Source organism: Paraburkholderia sp. SIMBA_053 (assembly GCF_046534895.1).
Classification (GTDB): domain Bacteria; phylum Pseudomonadota; class Gammaproteobacteria; order Burkholderiales; family Burkholderiaceae; genus Paraburkholderia; species Paraburkholderia caledonica.
On record NZ_JAWRXU010000001.1, the window covers coordinates 516023 to 534204 of the forward strand.

16 protein-coding genes are annotated in these 18182 nt (G+C 62.7%); 3 read left to right on the forward strand and 13 right to left on the reverse strand.

Annotated elements, in window-relative coordinates; genetic code table 11:
- Positions 1 to 256: 256 nt before the first annotated feature.
- Complete coding sequence (locus SB753_RS02345; RefSeq protein WP_410798778.1) at positions 257 to 2968, forward strand: mechanosensitive ion channel domain-containing protein; 2712 nt, start codon at positions 257 to 259, stop codon at positions 2966 to 2968.
- A gap of 26 nt (positions 2969 to 2994) precedes the next feature.
- On the opposite strand, the gene SB753_RS02350 is transcribed toward SB753_RS02345, so the two are convergent.
- The 8 genes from SB753_RS02350 to SB753_RS02385 form a co-directional block, all read right to left on the reverse strand.
- On the reverse strand, positions 2995 to 5259 hold the full coding sequence (locus SB753_RS02350) for an ATP-dependent DNA helicase (protein WP_410798779.1): 2265 nt from the start codon (positions 5257 to 5259) through the stop codon (positions 2995 to 2997).
- Positions 5256 to 7079, reverse strand: coding sequence for a VRR-NUC domain-containing protein (locus tag SB753_RS02355; RefSeq protein WP_410798780.1), 1824 nt, complete (start codon positions 7077 to 7079; stop codon positions 5256 to 5258). Before SB753_RS02355 ends, SB753_RS02350 begins: the two co-directional genes overlap by 4 nt.
- Before the next feature lie 57 nt (positions 7080 to 7136).
- The gene (locus tag SB753_RS02360; protein WP_087754879.1) at positions 7137 to 7724 is read right to left on the reverse strand and encodes a lactate utilization protein C; all 588 of its coding nucleotides are present in this window, start codon (positions 7722 to 7724) and stop codon (positions 7137 to 7139) included.
- A complete protein-coding gene (locus SB753_RS02365; protein WP_410798781.1) occupies positions 7711 to 9102 on the reverse strand; it encodes a lactate utilization protein B in 1392 nt (463 codons plus the stop codon). The genes SB753_RS02360 and SB753_RS02365 overlap by 14 nt, the downstream gene beginning before the upstream one ends.
- Positions 9099 to 9842, reverse strand: coding sequence for a (Fe-S)-binding protein (locus tag SB753_RS02370; protein WP_410798783.1), 744 nt, complete (start codon positions 9840 to 9842; stop codon positions 9099 to 9101). The genes SB753_RS02365 and SB753_RS02370 overlap by 4 nt, the downstream gene beginning before the upstream one ends.
- Positions 9843 to 9983: 141 nt before the next feature.
- Positions 9984 to 10712: a FadR/GntR family transcriptional regulator gene (locus SB753_RS02375; RefSeq protein WP_020067938.1), complete on the reverse strand. Its 729-nt coding sequence runs from the start codon at positions 10710 to 10712 to the stop codon at positions 9984 to 9986.
- A gap of 130 nt (positions 10713 to 10842) precedes the next feature.
- Positions 10843 to 12036, reverse strand: coding sequence for a pyridoxal phosphate-dependent aminotransferase (locus SB753_RS02380; RefSeq protein WP_410798785.1), 1194 nt, complete (start codon positions 12034 to 12036; stop codon positions 10843 to 10845).
- Positions 12037 to 12174: 138 nt separating this feature from the next.
- Entirely contained in the window at positions 12175 to 13656 is a 1482-nt protein-coding gene (locus SB753_RS02385) for an RNA polymerase factor sigma-54 (protein WP_087754883.1), read from the reverse strand.
- Between the two features lie 494 nt (positions 13657 to 14150).
- On the opposite strand from SB753_RS02385, the gene SB753_RS02390 reads away from it, so the two are divergent.
- Positions 14151 to 14489, forward strand: a complete 339-nt coding sequence (locus SB753_RS02390) for a BON domain-containing protein (protein WP_020067941.1) — start codon at positions 14151 to 14153, stop codon at positions 14487 to 14489.
- 90 nt (positions 14490 to 14579) lie between these two features.
- Here the strand turns inward: SB753_RS02390 and SB753_RS02395 are convergent, their stop codons facing one another.
- Positions 14580 to 15029, reverse strand: a complete 450-nt coding sequence (locus SB753_RS02395; RefSeq protein WP_020067942.1) for a ferritin-like domain-containing protein — start codon at positions 15027 to 15029, stop codon at positions 14580 to 14582.
- 394 nt (positions 15030 to 15423) lie between these two features.
- Between SB753_RS02395 and SB753_RS02400 the strand changes: the two genes are divergently transcribed.
- Complete coding sequence (locus tag SB753_RS02400; RefSeq protein WP_410798786.1) at positions 15424 to 15678, forward strand: hypothetical protein; 255 nt, start codon at positions 15424 to 15426, stop codon at positions 15676 to 15678.
- Between the two features lie 128 nt (positions 15679 to 15806).
- On the opposite strand, the gene SB753_RS02405 is transcribed toward SB753_RS02400, so the two are convergent.
- From SB753_RS02405 to SB753_RS02420, 4 genes are all read right to left on the reverse strand, one after another.
- Positions 15807 to 16388: a hypothetical protein gene (locus SB753_RS02405; protein ID WP_410798788.1), complete on the reverse strand. Its 582-nt coding sequence runs from the start codon at positions 16386 to 16388 to the stop codon at positions 15807 to 15809.
- Between the two features lie 82 nt (positions 16389 to 16470).
- Positions 16471 to 16815 (reverse strand): DUF1488 domain-containing protein, encoded by a 345-nt coding sequence (locus SB753_RS02410; protein ID WP_214880313.1) that lies wholly within the window; start codon positions 16813 to 16815, stop codon positions 16471 to 16473.
- Positions 16812 to 17378, reverse strand: coding sequence for a DUF4142 domain-containing protein (locus tag SB753_RS02415; RefSeq protein ID WP_027804618.1), 567 nt, complete (start codon positions 17376 to 17378; stop codon positions 16812 to 16814). The genes SB753_RS02410 and SB753_RS02415 overlap by 4 nt, the downstream gene beginning before the upstream one ends.
- A 57-nt stretch (positions 17379 to 17435) precedes the next feature.
- Positions 17436 to 17987, reverse strand: a complete 552-nt coding sequence (locus SB753_RS02420) for a type 1 glutamine amidotransferase domain-containing protein (RefSeq protein WP_020067948.1) — start codon at positions 17985 to 17987, stop codon at positions 17436 to 17438.
- Between the last annotated feature and the right edge of the window lie 195 nt (positions 17988 to 18182).

Genomic DNA, 18182 nt, shown 5'->3' on the forward strand with positions numbered 1-18182 from the left:
CGTCGGTGCCGCGCGGCACCGCGGCACGCATTGTTATGATCCCCTTCGCGTAGAGTCAGGCAGACTCAGGCAAGCAATTTGCTTTCGCCAATTGCCTTGGGCCGGCTCACGCCCGCCAGCGCGGTCTTCCTTTACAACGCGGCCGCAGTCAAAGGAACTTGTGCGACAAAAGCCGTGTCGGTTAAGGCGTCGATCAAACCGCCAGACCGACCGATGTTTCGCACGCCATCGGCACCCGCAGCCCGTCTTACACCCTATGCGCAAATTACTACACGCCTGCTTCCTCGTTTTCCTCCTTCTTGGCGCCCCGGCCGTCTTCGCGGCGGTGACGGCTGCCACGCCCGCCTCGGGCGCTACTGTCACCCTGACCCCTGAACAGGCGCGCCAAGCGCTCTCAGTCCTCAACGATCCCAAGCGCCGCGCGCAGGTGGCCGATACCTTGCAGGCCATCGCTGCTGCCGGCGCGCTGAGCACACCGGCCTCCGCCGCGCCGGCCGCGTCGGCGCCGGCTGCGGCAAGCGGCGCCGCCGCTCTCGTGCCGAACGCGTTCAAGTCCAACGGACTCGCGTCCCAACTGGCTCGTCAAGGCGCGCACTGGGCCGTCAATCTGGGTGCGTCGCTTCGCAACTCGATTACGGCGCTCCTCGACGTCGCTTCGGTGCGCGCGTGGTGGAACTGGCAGTCGACAAATCCGCAGGCGCGCTCGATTCTCGCGCACGTTGCGTGGTCGCTGCTGGCCGCACTGCTGCCCGCGCTCGTGCTCGAATGGCTCGCGCGCCGCCTGTTGCGTCGCGCGTATCTCGCGCTCGCCGCGCGCCGCGAACGTGGCGACGCCGCAGACGCACCGCGCACCGACTTGCCGGTAGACGTCGAACCGCAGCCCGCCGACGCTGCGAACGCCGCGCCGCCTCTGCCTGCCCCGCCGGTCGCCGAGATACGAGCCGAAGCGCAGGCTAGAGCGGAGGCGAAAACAGAACCCGCAGCAAGCGCGGCAACCTCACCGGCTACCGGGCAGCCTGCCGTCACGCCTGCGCCGTCAACGACGGCCGCGAACGGCAAAGTCACTGAAGCCAAGGGCAAGCAGAACGCCACGCATCACTGGACGCTGCTGCAGCGCCTGCCGCGCGCGCTATTGATCACGGTTCTGCGTCTGCTGCCGCTCGCGGTATTCGTCGGCGCAGCGAGCGCGCTCATGTCGATCTTCACCGACGACGGCACGCCGCAAGACCGCGCCCTCGATTCGCTCGTCGATATCTACGTGCTGTGCCGCGTGATCGTGATCATCAGCGGCTTTTTCCTGCAGCCCACGGCACCGCGTCTGCGTCTGCTGCGCATGAGCGATGCATGGGCCGCGTTCGTACATCGCTGGGTAATCCGTATTGTCAGCGTCGTCGGCGTGGGCTCCGCGATTGCGGAAATCGCGCACTCGCTCGGCCTGAGCGAGGCGGCGCATCTCGCGTTGATGAAGGTCGTGGCGCTCGCCGGCCACGTGATGATCTCGATCCTGATTCTGCAATGCGCGAAACCGGTCGGCGAACTCATTCGCCAGCGCATGGCCGCGCGCAAGTCGCTTGAAATGGTCGGCAATGCACTCGCCGATGCATGGGCGTGGCTCTCGGTCTTCGTCGTAATGGCGTTGTGGTTCATCTGGGCGCTCGACGTGCAAAATGGTTATCACGCGCTGCTGCATCTCGGCGGCATGTCGCTCGCCGTGCTGGTGGGCGCTCGGGTGCTCGCCATCGTCATCTTCGGCGGTCTCGCGCGGCTCTTCAACGGACACGAAGACGCCGCCGGCAAGTCGCTCGTGCATCGGCACGCGTTCCGCTATTACCCGCTGCTGCGGCGAGTGGTCTCGTGGATCATCGGCATCGTCACCGCGCTCGCGTTGCTCCAGGTGTGGGGCGTCGATGTGGGCGAGTTGTTCCGCGACGGCAGTGTCGGCCACCGCCTCGCGTCGGCCATCGTGACGATCGGCGTCGCGGCAGTGATCGCGCTCATCGTGTGGGAAAGCGTAAATGTGTCGGTCGAGCAGCGGCTGGATCGCTGGACGACGAGCGGCGACCTCGTGCGCGCCGCACGTCTGCGCACGCTGCTGCCCATGTTGCGCACCGGGCTTTTCTGCGTGATCGCACTGGTGGTCGTGCTCACGGGCCTGAGCGAACTTGGCGTGAACATCGGGCCGCTTCTTGCAGGCGCGAGTATCTTCGGCGTGGCGCTCGGCTTCGGCTCGCAAAAACTCGTGCAGGATTTCATCACGGGCATCTTCCTGCTGATGGAAAACGCGATGCAAGTGGGCGACTGGGTGACGCTCGCGGGCGTATCCGGCACCGTCGAATATCTGTCGATCCGCACAGTGCGGCTACGCGGCAGCGACGGTTCGCTTTTCACCGTGCCGTTCAGTTCGGTATCGACAGTGAACAATACGAATCGTGGCATCGGCAATGCGGCGGTTCGCGTGAACATCGTATTCGGCCAGGACGTGGATCTCGCGATCGACACGCTCAAGGAAATCGGCGCCGCGCTGCGCGAAGACGAGAAATTCAAGGACGGCATTCTGTCCGACTTCAGCTTCTGGGGCGTGGACGCCGTGGACGGCTCGGCCGTTACGCTGGCCGGACAGATGCAGTGCCGCGATTCGGCGCGCTGGGGTGTGCAGCGCGAATTCAACCGGCGCATTCTCGACCAGTTCCGCGAGCGCGGCATCGAGATCGCGAACCCGCAGCGCAATCTGCTGACGTGGGACCCGGACAGCGTCGCGCCCCGCGTCGAAGCGGGCGAGCCTCCGAAACAGGAGCCTGAGCAAGCGCCTTCGAGCAGCCCGTCCGCCGACGGCGCATCGCCTGGTGTATCGCCTGACGGCGCCTCAAAGGGTGACGCGCCAGTGGAAGACCAGATCCCTGTCGACTCGAAGCCTGCGGGCGGACCCGGCACACCGTCAAACCCGGGAGCAACGTCGCCGCACGAATGAGGTACGGGCTGCGTGCGTCGAATGAATTACCGGACCTGCCACCACCGAGGCAACAGGCGGCGCACCTCGGGCCGCCTGTACCGGTCGTCGATCAGATGCACGACGCCTTCGTCGAGCTCGGTGCGGATCACGCGCCCCGCCGCCTGCACCACCTTTTGCAGACCGGGGTACAGGTACATGTATTCGTAGCCATTGCCAAAACGCGCGTCCATCGTGCGCCGCATCTGTTCGTTGACCTCGTTCATTTGCGGCAGGCCCAACGTCGCAATGAAAGCGCCGATCAGCTGTTGCCCGACCAGGTCGACACCTTCCGAAAACGCGCCGCCGAGCACCGCAAATCCGATGCCCTGGTTCGCGCTTCGAAACCGCGCGAGAAACGCGTCGCGGGCCGCTTCGTCCATGCCCGGTTCCTGCGCCCAGACCGGCAATCCGGGATGACGCTCTCGCATGAGCGCGACCACCTGCTGAAGGTAATCGAAACTGCTCAGGAAACCCAGGTAATTGCCGGGCTGCGCGGTGTACTGCTTTGCGATGAGATCGACGATGGGATCGAGCGAACGTTCGCGGTCACGCCAACGCGTCGACACGTTCCCCGCGACATGCACCTGTAACTGCTCCGCGCGAAACGGCCCTTCAACGTCGAGCCATTGCGTCTCCTGTGCAAGACCCAACGTATCGCGGTAGAAATGATGCGGACTAAGCGTGCCCGAAAACATCACGGTCGTGCGCGCCGCTGCATATCGCGGCGCGAGAAACGGAGCAGGAATCACATTGCGCACGCAGAGCATGCAACTGGTCTTGTCGCGTGGCGCGTGGCGGTCTGTTGTCAGCGTGATATCGAAAATGGAATGCTCGCCGAATTGCTCTGCGAGAGCGACGAAATGCATCGCGTCGAAGAAGAAACGCAGCGACGTCTCGTCGATTGACAGCGGCGCGTCCGCGAGCTGATCCGTCACGGCGCCAATCAGATTCTGCGCGGCCGAGAGCAGCTTGCCAGGCACGTCTGCATAGACCTGATACGACGCAGTTTGCGCCCGCTTGACCGCATTCCATTCGCGCTGCAACCGTTCAAGCGGCTTGCGCAAGCCGGGCGGCGCCGTCTTGCGCGCGATCCGCAACGCCGCCTGATCGAGCGACGCCGTGTACATGCGGCGCGCACGGTCGAGCAGGTTATGCGCCTCGTCCACCAGCACGCCAATGCGCCACTGGTTGATCTGCGTGAGCGCGTAGAGCATTGCGCTGCTGTCGTAGTAGTAGTTGTAGTCGCCCACCACCACGTCGGCCCAACGCGCGAGTTCCTGGCCCAGATAATACGGGCAGACGTCATGCGCGAGCGCCGCTTCGCGCACTGCGGCGCGATCGAGCCTTTCGCCCGCGAGCGCCGTGCTACGTGCCGCGTCGAGCCGGTCATAGAAGCCGCGCGCGAGCGGACACGACTCACCGTTGCAGGCTTTGTCGGGGTGCTCACAGGCTTTGTCGCGCGCAACCAGTTCAAGCGTTCTCAACGGTAAAGACCCGGCGCTCCGGCGAAGCGTTTCGATCGCGTCGAGCGCGAGCGCACGGCCAGGCGTCTTCGCGGTCAGAAAGAACACGCGATCGATCTGATCCGTCGCGCACGCCTTCAATAGCGGAAAGATCGTGGCGAGTGTCTTACCGATGCCGGTTGGCGCCTGCGCCATCAGCGGCTTACCGTCGCGCGCCGCACGGTAGACGGACACCGCAAGTTCGCGCTGCCCGCAGCGAAACTGCGCATGCGGAAACTGCAACGCGTTGAGCGCCGTGTCGCGCGCGACACGATGCGCCTCCTCCTGCACCGACCAATCCAGAAACCGCTCGCATTGCTCGACGAAAAAAATCTCCAGTTCGCGCGCCGTGTGCGCTTGCGTGAGCAACGTTTCCTTCTGACTGCCGATGTCGAAGTAAACCAGCCCGACCGTCAACTCCGTGAATCCGCGTGCGCGGCACAGCAAATGTCCGTACACCAGCGCCTGCGCCCAATGCAGCGTGCGATGATTGTCAGGCATGCGCTCGAGATCGCCTCGATACGTCTTCACTTCTTCCAGGCGGTGCGCCACCGGATCGTAGCCGTCCGCACGACCCCTCACGGTGAGATTGCGATGCGTACCGGTCAGCGTGATTTCGGTTTCGTAGCCGCTTGCGCGGCGACCCGCGACCGTGATGTGCCCCGCCATGCCTTCCAGCGAAGTTGGCGCGGGTGTGAATCGCAGATCGAGGTCGCCGCGTCGCGCAGTGAACTCGCACATGGCTCGCACGGCGACGACGTAACTCATGCGGTGCGCTCCGCGTTCAGCGTGGTGAGCGCCAGCGCGCCGACGGATGGATCGGCGATCGCATGGTCAAGCGCTTCGTCAGCCCAACGTACGTCGACCACGCGCACCGGCATGCCGTGCTGCACGCAGTAGGCTAACCAGCGAATCTGGTTGTCCTGCAAGCGGTCGCCGGGCCCTTTCACTTCGATCAATTCATAGCGCCGCTCGGCGGGCCAGAAGCGGATCAGATCGGGCAAACCCGAGCGATTGCCGCGAATATCGAGCAGCAAACGCTCGAACCACAATTTCAGATGCGCGGCGGGCAAGCAGTCGAGCGCCGTCGTGACAAGCTCCGGCGTAAGCATTCCCCAGAACACGAACGGCGATTGCACGCCTGCTTTGCCGTGCAGATGCCGGGCAATCGTCTCGCGATACGCGCCACTATCGAGTTGAGCAAGGCACGCAGCGAACTGTTCGGCTCGACGCGCATAAAAGTCCGGCGCGTGAAGATCAGCGGGGCCGCGTTGAAACGGATGAAAAAACGCACCGGGCAGCGCCACGAATACCGGTTCCCAGCAAAGCAGTCCAAACAGCGAGTTGATCAATGCATTTTCGACGTAATGCACCGGCGCCGACTCGCATGTCAGATGATCGCGCACCACGTATTCAACGGACTGCGGCGCTTGGGGCCTGGGCAATATCAACGTGCTGCGTTCGGCCGCTCGCGCAGCGGCCGCGCGCGCCGCCGGCCCACCAAGCTTGCGACGCAGGCGCGGGAGCATGCGCGCGATGCGCTGTGCCTCTTCCTCGCTTTCGGGCGACGCTGCAGCGCTCAACGCTAGCGAAAGCGCAGCTTCGAAGCGCTCGGCTCGTTCAAGCACGCGTACACGCCGATGTCGCGCGCCGGGCCACGCGCAAACCTCGTACACGGCGAGCGCGGAGGGCCACATCTGTCGGCGCTCGCAATGCTGGCCGATGCGAAAGAGCAGCTTGGCGCGTCGCAATTCGAGCCACGAGTTGCACGTTTCCACGCTTTGAACCCGAGCCACGAGGTCATTGAGCGCAGCGTTTTCTACTTCCAGACCGATCAGCGCGCCGGACGTTGCTATCGAGTCCAGTTCGTCACGACATGCTTGCAACGCAAGGTAAACATCGACATCTGCGCGCTGCTGAAACGCTCGCGACGCAGGCCCGAAAGCCACCCTTTCGTACCTGAATACGCCGAGATCGGCGAGCACGAATTCGGACCAGTCCTGCTGCAGATTGCCAAAGAACATCAGACGCAGACGGTCGCACAGCGGCGCAATGTCCACGCGAAACACGCAATCGGTCGTCTGGGGGTGCCATGCGGACAACGGGCGCGCGATGCAGCTATCGGTGTCATGCCCGTCCAACTCGTCCCGCTCGGGATAGAACGGACGTAATGCTTCCAGCAGATCGGGCTTGCGCAGACTCCGGGCGCCCGGAATCAGTGAAAGCGCCTCGGCGAAGATGTCCAGTAATTCGGCGCGCGTGGTGAGGGCGAATAGATCGTCGAGTGTCAGGTGCGGCGCGGGATTTAGCCAGCCGAGCGCCGAGACGGGCGCAGCGGCTTGCAACGGGCAGCCGATTTCGTCGTAGGCAAGACGACTGGCACGAAACAATGCGCCTTTGCGCATGAGCATTCGGACCAGCAATGCGCGCGACGCCTGCGGCAAGCGCGCGAATGTGCCGAGAAAAGCGCGCTCGCTCGCATCGAGCAGATCGTCGTAACGTTGCGCGAGCCAGGCGAGCGCACGCTCGAAATTCAGCAGATAGTAAGGGACGCCGGCGAGGGAATCCGGCGGAGCATCTGTTGCCACGGAGTTTGCATGACCTGTACGTTTATACAGTAATGATAGCAAACTCCACCGCCGCGCCTACTCAGCGGCCAGCCACACCACCGTCAGCGATCGCACACCCTGCGCGCCGCGAATCAGAACGCCTTCTATGTCCGCGGTCGCGGAAGGTCCCGTGACGAGTGCCGCGTAACGTGCGTCGCGAAAGTCGTCGCGGCGATAAACGTCCTGTAAGCCGTCGACCAGTTGCGCCGGATCGAGCAGAACCACGAGATGCTGCACGATATAGCCCAACGCATTGACCACGTACTCGCGTTCGCTGAACCACACCGAGCCGGTCTCCGCCACACCGAAACGCGCACGCACCACGCCGACGTCGATATCCTGCAACGACGAAGGCTCGGTGTCGGCCGTGAGCAGGCGCGTGCCGGACACTTCGGCAGTGGCTGAAGCGATCGACACCGTTGCGCCAAATCGCTCGCGGATCAGACTCGCAACTTCCGACGCGGCACCCGCTTCGACGCAGGTCCCGCCCATCGTTTGCAATGCCGACGTGAAGCGCGCGCGCAAATCGCCGCCGACCGCGCTAAACAACGGCACGTCGGGGCGCGGGCGCGCCGCCGGTTGTGCCTGCCGCACTTTCGCGATGAAGGCTTCACGCGTTGCCATCGCCACCTCCGCGATTTTGCTTGTACCAGGCATGGAAGGTCTGCTTCGGCGCCTCGGGCAATTCGCGTTGTCTGCCCCAGATATTCAGCGGGTTATAGAGTACGAAGTTCGGTAGCCGCCGCAATGCGCCGCTCATTGAAGCTACGGTTGCCCGATACAGCGTCGGGCTCGCGAGCAGCCGCCCTGCCATCTTCAATACTTCCTGCTTCACGAACGGCACTTCGTGGCGCTCGGCAATCACCGTGCGCCATTTATAGATCTGCTCGTGGATATTGATCTTCACCGGACACACGTTCGTGCAACTGCCGTTGAGCGTGGACGCGAACGGCAGCGCGCTATAACGTTTCAAATCGAAGGTTGGGTTAATGATCGCGCCGATCGGCCCCGAGTAAGTACCGCCATACGACAGCCCGCCGCTGCGCCGATACACGGGACACGTGTTCATGCAGGCTCCGCAGCGGATGCATTTGAGCGAGTACCAGAAGTCGTCCATCGCGAGCCGTTCCGAGCGGCCATGATCGACGAGGATGAAATGCATCTCCGTGCCCGGACGCGGCGCGCGGAAATGCGAGGTGTATTGCGTGATCGGCGAACCAAGCGCACTGCGCGAGAGCATGCGAATAAACACACTGAGATCCGAGACCTTTGGAATCAGCTTCTCGATACCGATCGATGCGATATGCAGCGGCGGCACGTTAGCCGAAAGATCGGCGTTGCCTTCGTTCGTGCAAACCACGACCGTGCCCGTTTCCGCGACCGCGAAATTGCAGCCGGTCATGCCGGCCGTTTTCTCGCGTACGAAATACGGCCGCGTATTCATGCGCTGACTTTCCGCGAGGTAGTGAATGTCGCTATTGTGCGGATCAGTGCCGATGGTTCGGCCAAACAGTTCCGCGACATCGGCGCGCAGCTTGTGCACCGCCGGCACCACCATGTGGCTCGGGTCCTGATGATCGAGTTGCTGGATGCGTTCACCCAGATCCGTTTCCATTACCGTAATGCCGCGCGGTTCGAGATACTCGCGCATCTTGCATTCGTCGGTGAGCATCGACTTGCTTTTGACGAGCGTGGTCATGCCGCGCTCGGACATGATCTTGTGTACGAGCGCGTTGTGCTCTTCGGCCGTCGCTGCCCAGTGGACCACGACACCGTTCGCCTCGGCCGAGGCCGCGAACTGTTCGAGGTACTCCGACAAATGCGACAGCGCGTGTTCCTTGATACCGGATGCCAGTTCGCGCAGCGTCTCCCACTCGGCAATGCCGTGCGCCTGGGCGTCGCGTTTCTCGCGCAAATCCCACAGGCGCTTGTCGTGAAACGCCACATGTTCCGTCTTTTTGATGAACTCGCCTGCTGCCTTCGCGTGGTCGATCCGGCTCATGCGCGCGCCCCGTTCAACACTTGTGCAATATGAATGAAGCGTGCGTCCGCCTTCATGCGTTCCGCACAGCCTTGCTGATGCATCAGGCACGACATGTCGCCCGACACAATGTATTGTGCACCCGCATTCAGATGATCGCGGACCTTGTCCTGCCCCATGCGGACAGACACCGGCTCTTCCGTCACCGAGAACGTGCCGCCGAAACCGCAACATTCGTCGGGGCGAGACGGCTTGACGAACTCGATACCCTTCACGCCTTCAAGCAACGCGCGCGGCTTGGAAAACGGCTGGCCCGCTACTTCCGAGATCGACGCCTCTTTCAGATGCCGCAACGCGCTGCAACTATTGTGCAGCCCGACGCGATACGGAAACTCGGCCCACGGAAATTCACGCGCGCCCACCACGTCGTGCAGAAACTCGACGAGTTCATAAGCGCTCGCCCGCACCTTTTTGACTTCGTCCGTCTGATCGATCGCGGTGAGATGCTCGCGCACGTGGTGAATGCAGCTCGCCGATGGTCCGACGATGTAGTCGTAGCCCGCGAAGTTGCGCGCGAACACCCGCTCCGCGCCAGCCGCTTCTGCATGCGCGCCGCTGTTTCCCATGGGCTGACCACAGCAGGTCTGCTCCTGCGGGTAATCGACCTGGAGGCCAAAGCGTTCGAGCAATTCGAGCGTGGCAATGCCGACCTCGGGATAAAACGCGTCGATGAAGCAAGGGATAAAGAGGGCGACTTTCATAAGCTCATTACAGGGAATGGGGCACGCGGACTCGGGACGCGTAAGATCGTCGCCAGTCAGACTGGTATTGTTGGTCTGACCAAAATATAAGGAAGTCGCCCGAGCGTGTCAATCGTTAGATGGCCACGCGAAATGCGACGCCTAAAGCTTCGCAGCGTCTTCCTGATAGATCTCGCGCACGAAGGCCAGGTGCCGTTCGGCCGCCTTGCGTGCCTTTTGGGCGTCGCGTGCGACGACGGCGTCGTAGATGGCCTGATGCTGACTCATCAACTGCTTTTCCATCGCCTCGTCGTAATCGATCAGCCGATGGTATTGACGCATGCCTTCGCGAATCAGCGTGTGGATGCCATGCATGACATGGGCAAGCGCGATGTTGTGCGTAGAGTCGGCAATCGCGAGGTGAAAAGCGGCATCCAGCTCCGCCAGATTGACGCGATCTTGCGACTGCGAAGCCGCCTTCAGTGCATCGAACGCAGTCTTGATCTTGCGAAGATCGGCGGCGGTCGCGCGCTCCGCGGCATATACGGTCGAAATCGATTCGAGCCCCTGGCGCAACTCGAGAATGTCGGCACTAGTGCGCGGATTTTGCAAAAGCAGTTCGGCGAGCGGCTTCGAAATGATCGGCGCCGTCAGATCGACCACCGTAAAGCCGCCCCGCCCCGACGTGGCGATATAGCCATCCGATTCCAGCCTGATCAGCGCTTCGCGCAACGAAGGCCGCGACACCGCCAGTTGCGTCGCCAGATCGCGCTCAGCGGGCAGCCGGTCCCCCGGCATCAGCGTACCGTCGGAGATCAATTGCTTGATCTGATCTGCGACGACGTCGGAGAGCCGTTTGCGCGTGAATGACTGGATCGGGCGAAAGTGCATAGGCTACGGCTGGCAAAGCCGGTTGTTCAGGATGATTCGTTAGCGGCAGTATGCGACGCGACAGAGCTAAACGGGAGCGAATGAATTATACCGTTGGGCGCTCTGCGCGATTTTCGCTGCGAGCGCGTATTCACGGGTTAGATTGCAACGGCAACGGCAACGCCGCGACAAACGCCGCAATCCGCTCGCACGCTTCGGCAAGCCGCGCTTCGTCGACGACAAAGCCCAACCGGACGAAACCGTTCGCGGTCTCGCCAAACGCACTCGCGTCGAGCACTGACACGCCCTGCCCGCGAAACAACTGCCATGTGAAATCGACGGTATCGAGGCCCGTGCCGCTCACGTCGACCATCATGAACATGCCCGCTTCGGGCAGCAGGCAGCGCAATCGCGGGACCCGGCTCAAACGCTCGAACACGACGTCGCGACGGCGCCTGTAGATGTCGCGCATCTGTGCGACGATCCGCGACTTCTCCTGTAACGCCGTCAATGCGGCCTGCTGGATGAAGCCGGGCAAGCCATACAGCATGGCAAGCGCGAGGCGTCCCATGTGTTCGATCAGTTGCGTGGGTCCGATCGCCCAGCCTACGCGCCACCCCGCCATTGCATGCGATTTGGACAGGCTGCCGAGCGTGACCGTGCGCTCCGCCATGCCGGGCAGCGACATGATGCTCACATGTTCGCGCTCGAAAGTGAGATCGGCGTAGACCTCGTCGGACAGCACCCACAGGTCGTGCTCGCACGCGAGCCGCGCAATGCGTTCGAGGTCCGCGCGCGGCATCACGACACCTGTTGGATTACACGGCGTGGCGAAGAAAATCGCCTTGGTGCGCGCTGTCACGGCTCGTTCGAGCGCGTCGCAATCCAGGTGAAATGCACGCGCAGGATCGACCGGCACCGGCACGAGCGTCGCACCTGCGGCGCGCACGCACGCTTCGTAGGTGAGGTACATCGGCTCGGGCACGATAACCTCGTCGCCTGCTTCGAGCAGACAAAGCGACGTGGCAAACACGCCGTTTTGCGCGCCCGCCGTGAGGATCACATTTGCCGCGCTGACCGTGCAACCGGTCATGCGCGCCTGCTCTTTGGCAATCGCCGCACGCAGCGGATCGCGCCCGGACACCGCGCTGTAATGCGTATCGCCGCCACGCAACGCGTCGATGGCACGCTCGACAATCGGTGCGGGCGTAGCGAAGTCAGGGTCTCCCACGCTCAGCACGATGACGTCGTCGCCATTTGCCGCGGCCTGCTGCGCCACGCGATGAATCTCCCACGCCGACGTACGTCTGCCTTGCAATCCCTCGACCCGACTCGAATACTTCATCGCGCTCACCCGTTTCTGATTGACCCGCCAATGTAATGGGGCGTGCGCAAAACGTCCAGATACGAAAAAGCGCCACGCGGGCAGACAGCCTCGCGTAGCGCTTCGTATCAAAGCCCCGCTTGCAGGGGCCGTGCAAATTCACACCTGGCGGCGCAACTCCGCCGGCGGTACCTTCATCAGATGCCGGTACTTGGCCACCGTGCGGCGCGCGACGAGCACGCCCTGATCCGCAAGCATCTTGGCCAGCGTCACATCGGAGAGCGGGTCGCGGGTGTTTTCGGCAGCGATCATTTCCTTCAGCAGCGCCCGCACCGCGGCGGCGGAACAGGTACCGCCGCTTTCGGTGCCAAGCTCGCGCGGGAAGAAATGCTTGAATTCGAAAATGCCGCGCGGCGTGGCCATATATTTGTTGCCGGTCGCGCGCGAGATCGTCGATTCGTGCAGGCCGAGTTCGTCGGCGACATCGCGCAACACCATCGGCTTGAGCGCGATTTCACCGTACTGGAAAAACGCCTTCTGATGCGCGACGATGCATTCGGCGACGCGTTGAATCGTGTCGAAGCGCTGCTGCGCATTTCTGATCAACCAGCGCGCTTCCTGAAGCTGCTGGGCGAGCGGCGAACGGCTAGCCCCAGCCGATTGCGCAAACAGTTCGGCATACATGCGGTGAATGCGTGCGCGCGGCTGCACGGCAGGATTGATCGTCACCACCCACTTGTTGCGCACCTGGCGCACGATCACATCGGGCACGACGTAGTTGTCTTCGGTACGGCCGTAGCAGTTGCCCGGCTTCGGATCGAGCTTGCGCACGAGAGCGCAGGCCACACGCAGCTCTTCCGCAGTACAGCCAATCTGTTTTTGCAGTTCCGCCTGTTCGCGACGCGCAAGCCGCTCCAGATGATGTTCGACAATCTGCCGTGCAACATCGCGCCCCGGTGTGTCCGCGGGCAACGCATTGACCTGCAGCAGCAGACACTCGGACAGCGAACGCGCGCCAAGCCCAGGCCGGTCGAGCGACTGCACGAGGCGCAGCGCGACCAGCAGTTCTTCCTCTGTCAATTCGGGTTCGAGATCGACGCTGTCGGCGAGATCCGCCAGGTCCTGGCGCAGATAACCGTCGTCGTCGAGCGCCTCGATAATGAAACGCGCAACCGCGCGATCGCGGTCATCCAGACGATAAAGACGCAGGGCGTCGTGCAGTTGCTCGCGCAACGTGGGCTGCGAGCGTGCCCATTCGGCCGGATCGCTGCCGTCGGAATCGCCGTTCTGGCGGGCCGAACTGCGGCTGCTGTAATCGCCCGAGAAGTCGCCGGGCATGTCGTCGGGGCCGCCACTGTCGAGGCTCTCGCTGCTAGCGGCTTCAGCGGGCAGCGAGTCGGGCTCGGCGGCCGCGACTGCATCGGTTGCCGGCAACGCGCCCTGCTCTTCGCCGGACGTGGCGGTTGCAAGCGCAACGTCCTCGGTATCCGACGAGTCATATTCGAGGAACGGGTTCGTATCGAGCGCAGTTCGCAATTCCTGCTGGAACTCCAGAGACGATAGCTGCAACAGACGCACCGACTGCTGCAAACGCGGCGTAAGTGCAAGAGACTGCCTTGTGCGAAGTTCAATTGAAGGCATCGTGTTCAGGTCCCGTTGAAAGCTGAAGTAAAGGAGTGCCCTCAGTAGAGCAACACGCGTACCAGCTTTTGCAACGCACTGTTTTCTTTGGCCTTTATTTTTCCAGGCCCGCGAATTGCAACGCGGCGCGGGGCCTTTTTTACAAGCGACCCGGCAAATTCCGCATCCGCTCCACACGACTCGGCGCGCGCGCGAACACGATGTGCGAGCGCTATTCATCAGCGGAAAAGCGCCCGCCGGCGCGGGCTTCGCAACTTCTCTGGTCCTCAGTCACGAGGTGCGGGCACGCACTTTGCGGTAACGAGCATGTGGACGGACGGCTCTCTTCGCATCCGGCGCGAACGCGCAACGACTGTGAAGACCCGCCCGGTGTCGATAACGGGCCCTGACGGAACCGTAGCGGCAACGACCCCACGCGAGTCATCGGCGGCTTAGGCCGCGATCGACCGCAGGCAACAAGACCGCAATTTCATCAACACCCGAAGGAGAAAACCATGAAGACCATCCAATTCCTGAAGACTGCCGGCAGCATCGCGTGCGTTGCTTTCGCACTGAACGCCACCGCACAAACGAGCGCCTCGGCTCCGTCGGCTTCGTCTGAAACCATCGGCCAGCACGTCGACGACGGCACGATCACCACGAAGGTCAAGGCCGAACTGCTCGGCGCGAAGAACGTGAAGTCCACGCATATCCATGTGAAGACCCGCAAGGGCGTGGTGTGGCTCACGGGTACGGTGCCTTCGGCTGAAGACAAGACCGCCGCCCAAGACGTCGTGGAAGGCGTGAAGGGTGTGAGCAGCGTGAAGAACCGCCTGAAAATCGCCGCAGAATAATCCCGAGGCGCCCGAGAGAAAAAAGGCCGTCCGCACATTGTGCGGACGGCCTTTCTGCTTTAGAGGCCGGCCTGACGGCCGGCTACCCGATTAGCTCTTTGCCGCGTATTGATCGCGCAGATCGCGAACGCGGTCGTGATTCTGCAGCACGCCTTGATACTGGCGCTCGACAATCGCGCGCACGTCGGCGGGCAGTTCTTTTTCCAGCGCGTCGTGATAGTTTTTCTTGGCGACGTCCTCGCCCTTTTCCACCTCGACAAGGATCTGATGGTCGCTGCGGTCCGTCACCGCCGACTTCACATCGACCCATCCCCGGTGCAGCGCGCCGCTCACACTGCCGCCCGTTTCCGGCTTACCGCCCAGGCGCTGAACCACATCCTGCAGCTCGCGTGCGCCGCGCGCGCAATCTTCGGCGCGCGTCAGAAACATCGTCTTCAACTGTGTGTCACGCGCATCTTCGGCCGCCTTGCGAAAGCCCTTTTCACCATCCTTCGATGTTTCGATGAGATCGTTCAGAACGGAGACAACATTCGTAGTCATTCAATACCTCCAGGGTTTCGTTAATCGCGGAATCCGTTGCCGGCACGCCCGCATGTATCGCGGTTCGCGTGCCGCCTGCTTTGCCAACGCCTGCGCAAGGCAACGGGGTTCACTGTTTGATACGCATGGCGCGTGCCCGAAAGTTCACAGGATGCATTGCGCCCGCGCACTCTGTCTGCGCGGCCGTCTTTGTTGCAGAGGTGGGTAATTGTTGCGCGGCGCGAACTGTCTTGAGCGGCGTGAAAGCCTCTCTGAGCGCGGCTTTCGCCGGTGGCACACCCGTTGCTTTTATTGCTTCGCCCGAGTAATGCCATGCAACGCACAAGTTGAAAAGCTGCATGACGTATCGACGAATTGAAAAGAATGGGCAGGCAACAATGACAGGGAGAACATCATGAAGATTCGCAGCGCAGAATGGCTGGTCGCCGTCGCCATCGTCTCGTCGGCCAGTGTGTTGCAGATCCGCGAGCATATGCAGCCGCACGATAGCGCTGCGGCGAGTACGAGCGCTGGCGCGCAAGCCGTGCCTTCGACCTGCGAAGGTTCTCGCAAAGGCGTCATGCCGGCCGCATGTGAGCCCACGCGCGACCAACGCCCTGCTGACCGCGCACTCGTGCCGCAACGCGGCGCCGCGCGTATCTGGGTATAACTTTCCCGACGATTAGCGCGCCTTGCGTTTTCGTCCCGCCAAAGAAAAGGGCCCGACGTCTGTCGGGCCCTTTTCGATTGCCTTCTCGCTTGCTGCCGTTCGGCGCTGTCGCCGCCGTCGCCGCTGTATCAGGCGCGCGTTTCGTTGTACTCGTTGAGCGGAACAGGCTTCTTCAGCGGATCGAAGTCGGCCCAACGGCCTTGTTGCCAACGACCCGTCGCGCGTTCAATCGACACGCCCCCTGCTTCTCGCAGCAAACGGGCGGCGTCGAACTGATTGTCCGGCGACACGTGCACCGCGACCAGCACGCCTGAATCGCGCGCCTCTTCGTGGAACGTCGTGCGATGCCCGGCTTCACTGCTATCGCGCGTGCGCCACATGGCACCGGCCAGCGAGCCGATATAGGCGCCGACGCCCGCAGCGATCGCCGAAACGAGCAACGGCGCAGAAAACGCCGCGAAGATGCCGACGCCAACAATAGCGCCCGCCACCGCGCCGATCGTCACGCCGAGTCCCGCGCCCTTCGGTGCGCCTTTCGCACCGGCATCGGTGTGGGTGTCGCCGCCAATGGGAAAACGCGCATGCTGGCCACGCGGATTGACGAAGAACAGCGTGACGTCTTCCTCGACGAAGCCTGCATTGAAAAGTTTTTGCGCCGCTTCTTCCGCGGCTGGAAAAGTCGTGAAGCGTGCTGCGACGATGAGTGACATGAGGCCTCCTTGCATCGTGATTGCGTTTTGACGGACGGCGGTCGCGAGTAGTCGCGGTGCGCGATCAGAAGAAGCGGCGGCGCTACACCGCCGTGCCGCGGTCGGGCTCCATGCCTTCCACTCTGAACAATCCGCTATGCAAGATTACGCCCTCGCCGTCGTTCTGGTCGAGCGCCTCGGCACACACCGAACGGATCCGGTTGCGGCCCTTGTCGAAGGCCTCCATCAACTCGCTTTCGAGCGGTGAACCGGCGCCGAAATGATCTTCCAGCGCCTCGACCGTGATGGCGCAGACGACCGGTTCTCCGTCCACGCGCGCCATGAAGCGAACCGTCAGGTTGGCGCCGTCGAAGGTCGGTTTGTCGTCGGAAAAAGTGATCTGCATAAGGGAATCCTCATAGGCAGGCCGCGGCAGGATCGCATTCATGATGACGCGCCCTTCATTGCGCCGGCGAGCTGCTGCGCCATCTCCAGATGATGCTTGATGACCGGCAGCGCGCGCGCGGCCGCAGCCTTCAGTTGCGAGTCGGTGCCGCTCTGGCTCTCCTGCTGGAACAGATCGACTGCCCGCTGATGCGCCTCGAGGCCGACCTGCTCGACATACGCCTCGTCGAACTTCTGGCCCTTGAGCGTTTGCAGCTTGCCAACGAGCGCGGAGTCTGCCGACGGCGTGGTGGCAAGCCCCTTCTTCGCTGCGAGCGCACCCATGCTGCGCGAGAGCTTCGTATGTTCGGCGATCATCTGCTGTGCAAATTTCTTCACGCGCGGATCGCTGGAATTCTTCAACGCGATCTTGCTTGCCGCGATTTCGGTGGCGTCGGACCGTGAAGCATCCTGGATGAACTGCTGGTCGGCGGGCGAGAGCTTCGTGCCGCCGACGGGCGCGTCGCTCGCGGGAGCGTCGCTTGCCTGCGCATACACGACGCAGGCCGGCGCCGTGCCAAGAGCAAGCGCGACAGTCATCGCTTGTAGGGAATACCGTAGTTTCATGCGTTTTCTCCCTTGTTCACGGAGTCACCGGCGCGTCTCATCGCCCACCTGCGCCGCTCATGCAGCCTTGCGTTTCGACAGTTGCCCGATCAACGCTTTGTTGAAGGCGGGAATGTCGTCCGGCTTGCGGCTCGAAATCAGATTGCTGTCTTCGACCACTTCCTGATCGACCCATGTACCGCCCGCGTTGCGGATATCGTCCTGCAGACTCGGCCAGCTCGTCACCGTGCGCCCCTTGATGATTCCGGCCGACACGGGCAGCCACGTGCCGTGGCAAATCACCGCGATCGGCTTCTTCGCGTTGTCAGCCGCTTTCACGAATGCCTGCGCCTGCGGCAACACGCGAATCGCGTCACCGTTTACCACGCCGCCGGGCAACACGACTGCGTCATAGTCGTCCGCGATCGCTTTGTCGAAAGTCGAATCGACCTCGACTGTGTCGGCTTTATCGACGTGCTTGAACCCCTGGATCTTGCCGGGCTTCGCTGAGATCACGTGCACGGTCGCTCCGGCCTCGGCGAGCGCACGTTTCGGGTCGACCAGTTCAGCCTGTTCGAAACCGTCTACCGCCAGGATCGCTACCTTCAGACCGTCGAGACTGTTTGCCATCTTTCTCTCCTTTGTTCGAATGCCGGGGCCGCGCATGTAATGCGCCAAACCCCTTTCATCATTGATTAACGATGCTGCAGCAAGGCTTGTGCCTGCTGCTTCCGGGCCCGCCTACTGCGTGATCGCTCCGGCCTCGACGCCCGCTGCGACGGGACTCGAAGCTCGGATGCTTGCGAGAAGCGGAGAGGTGCAACG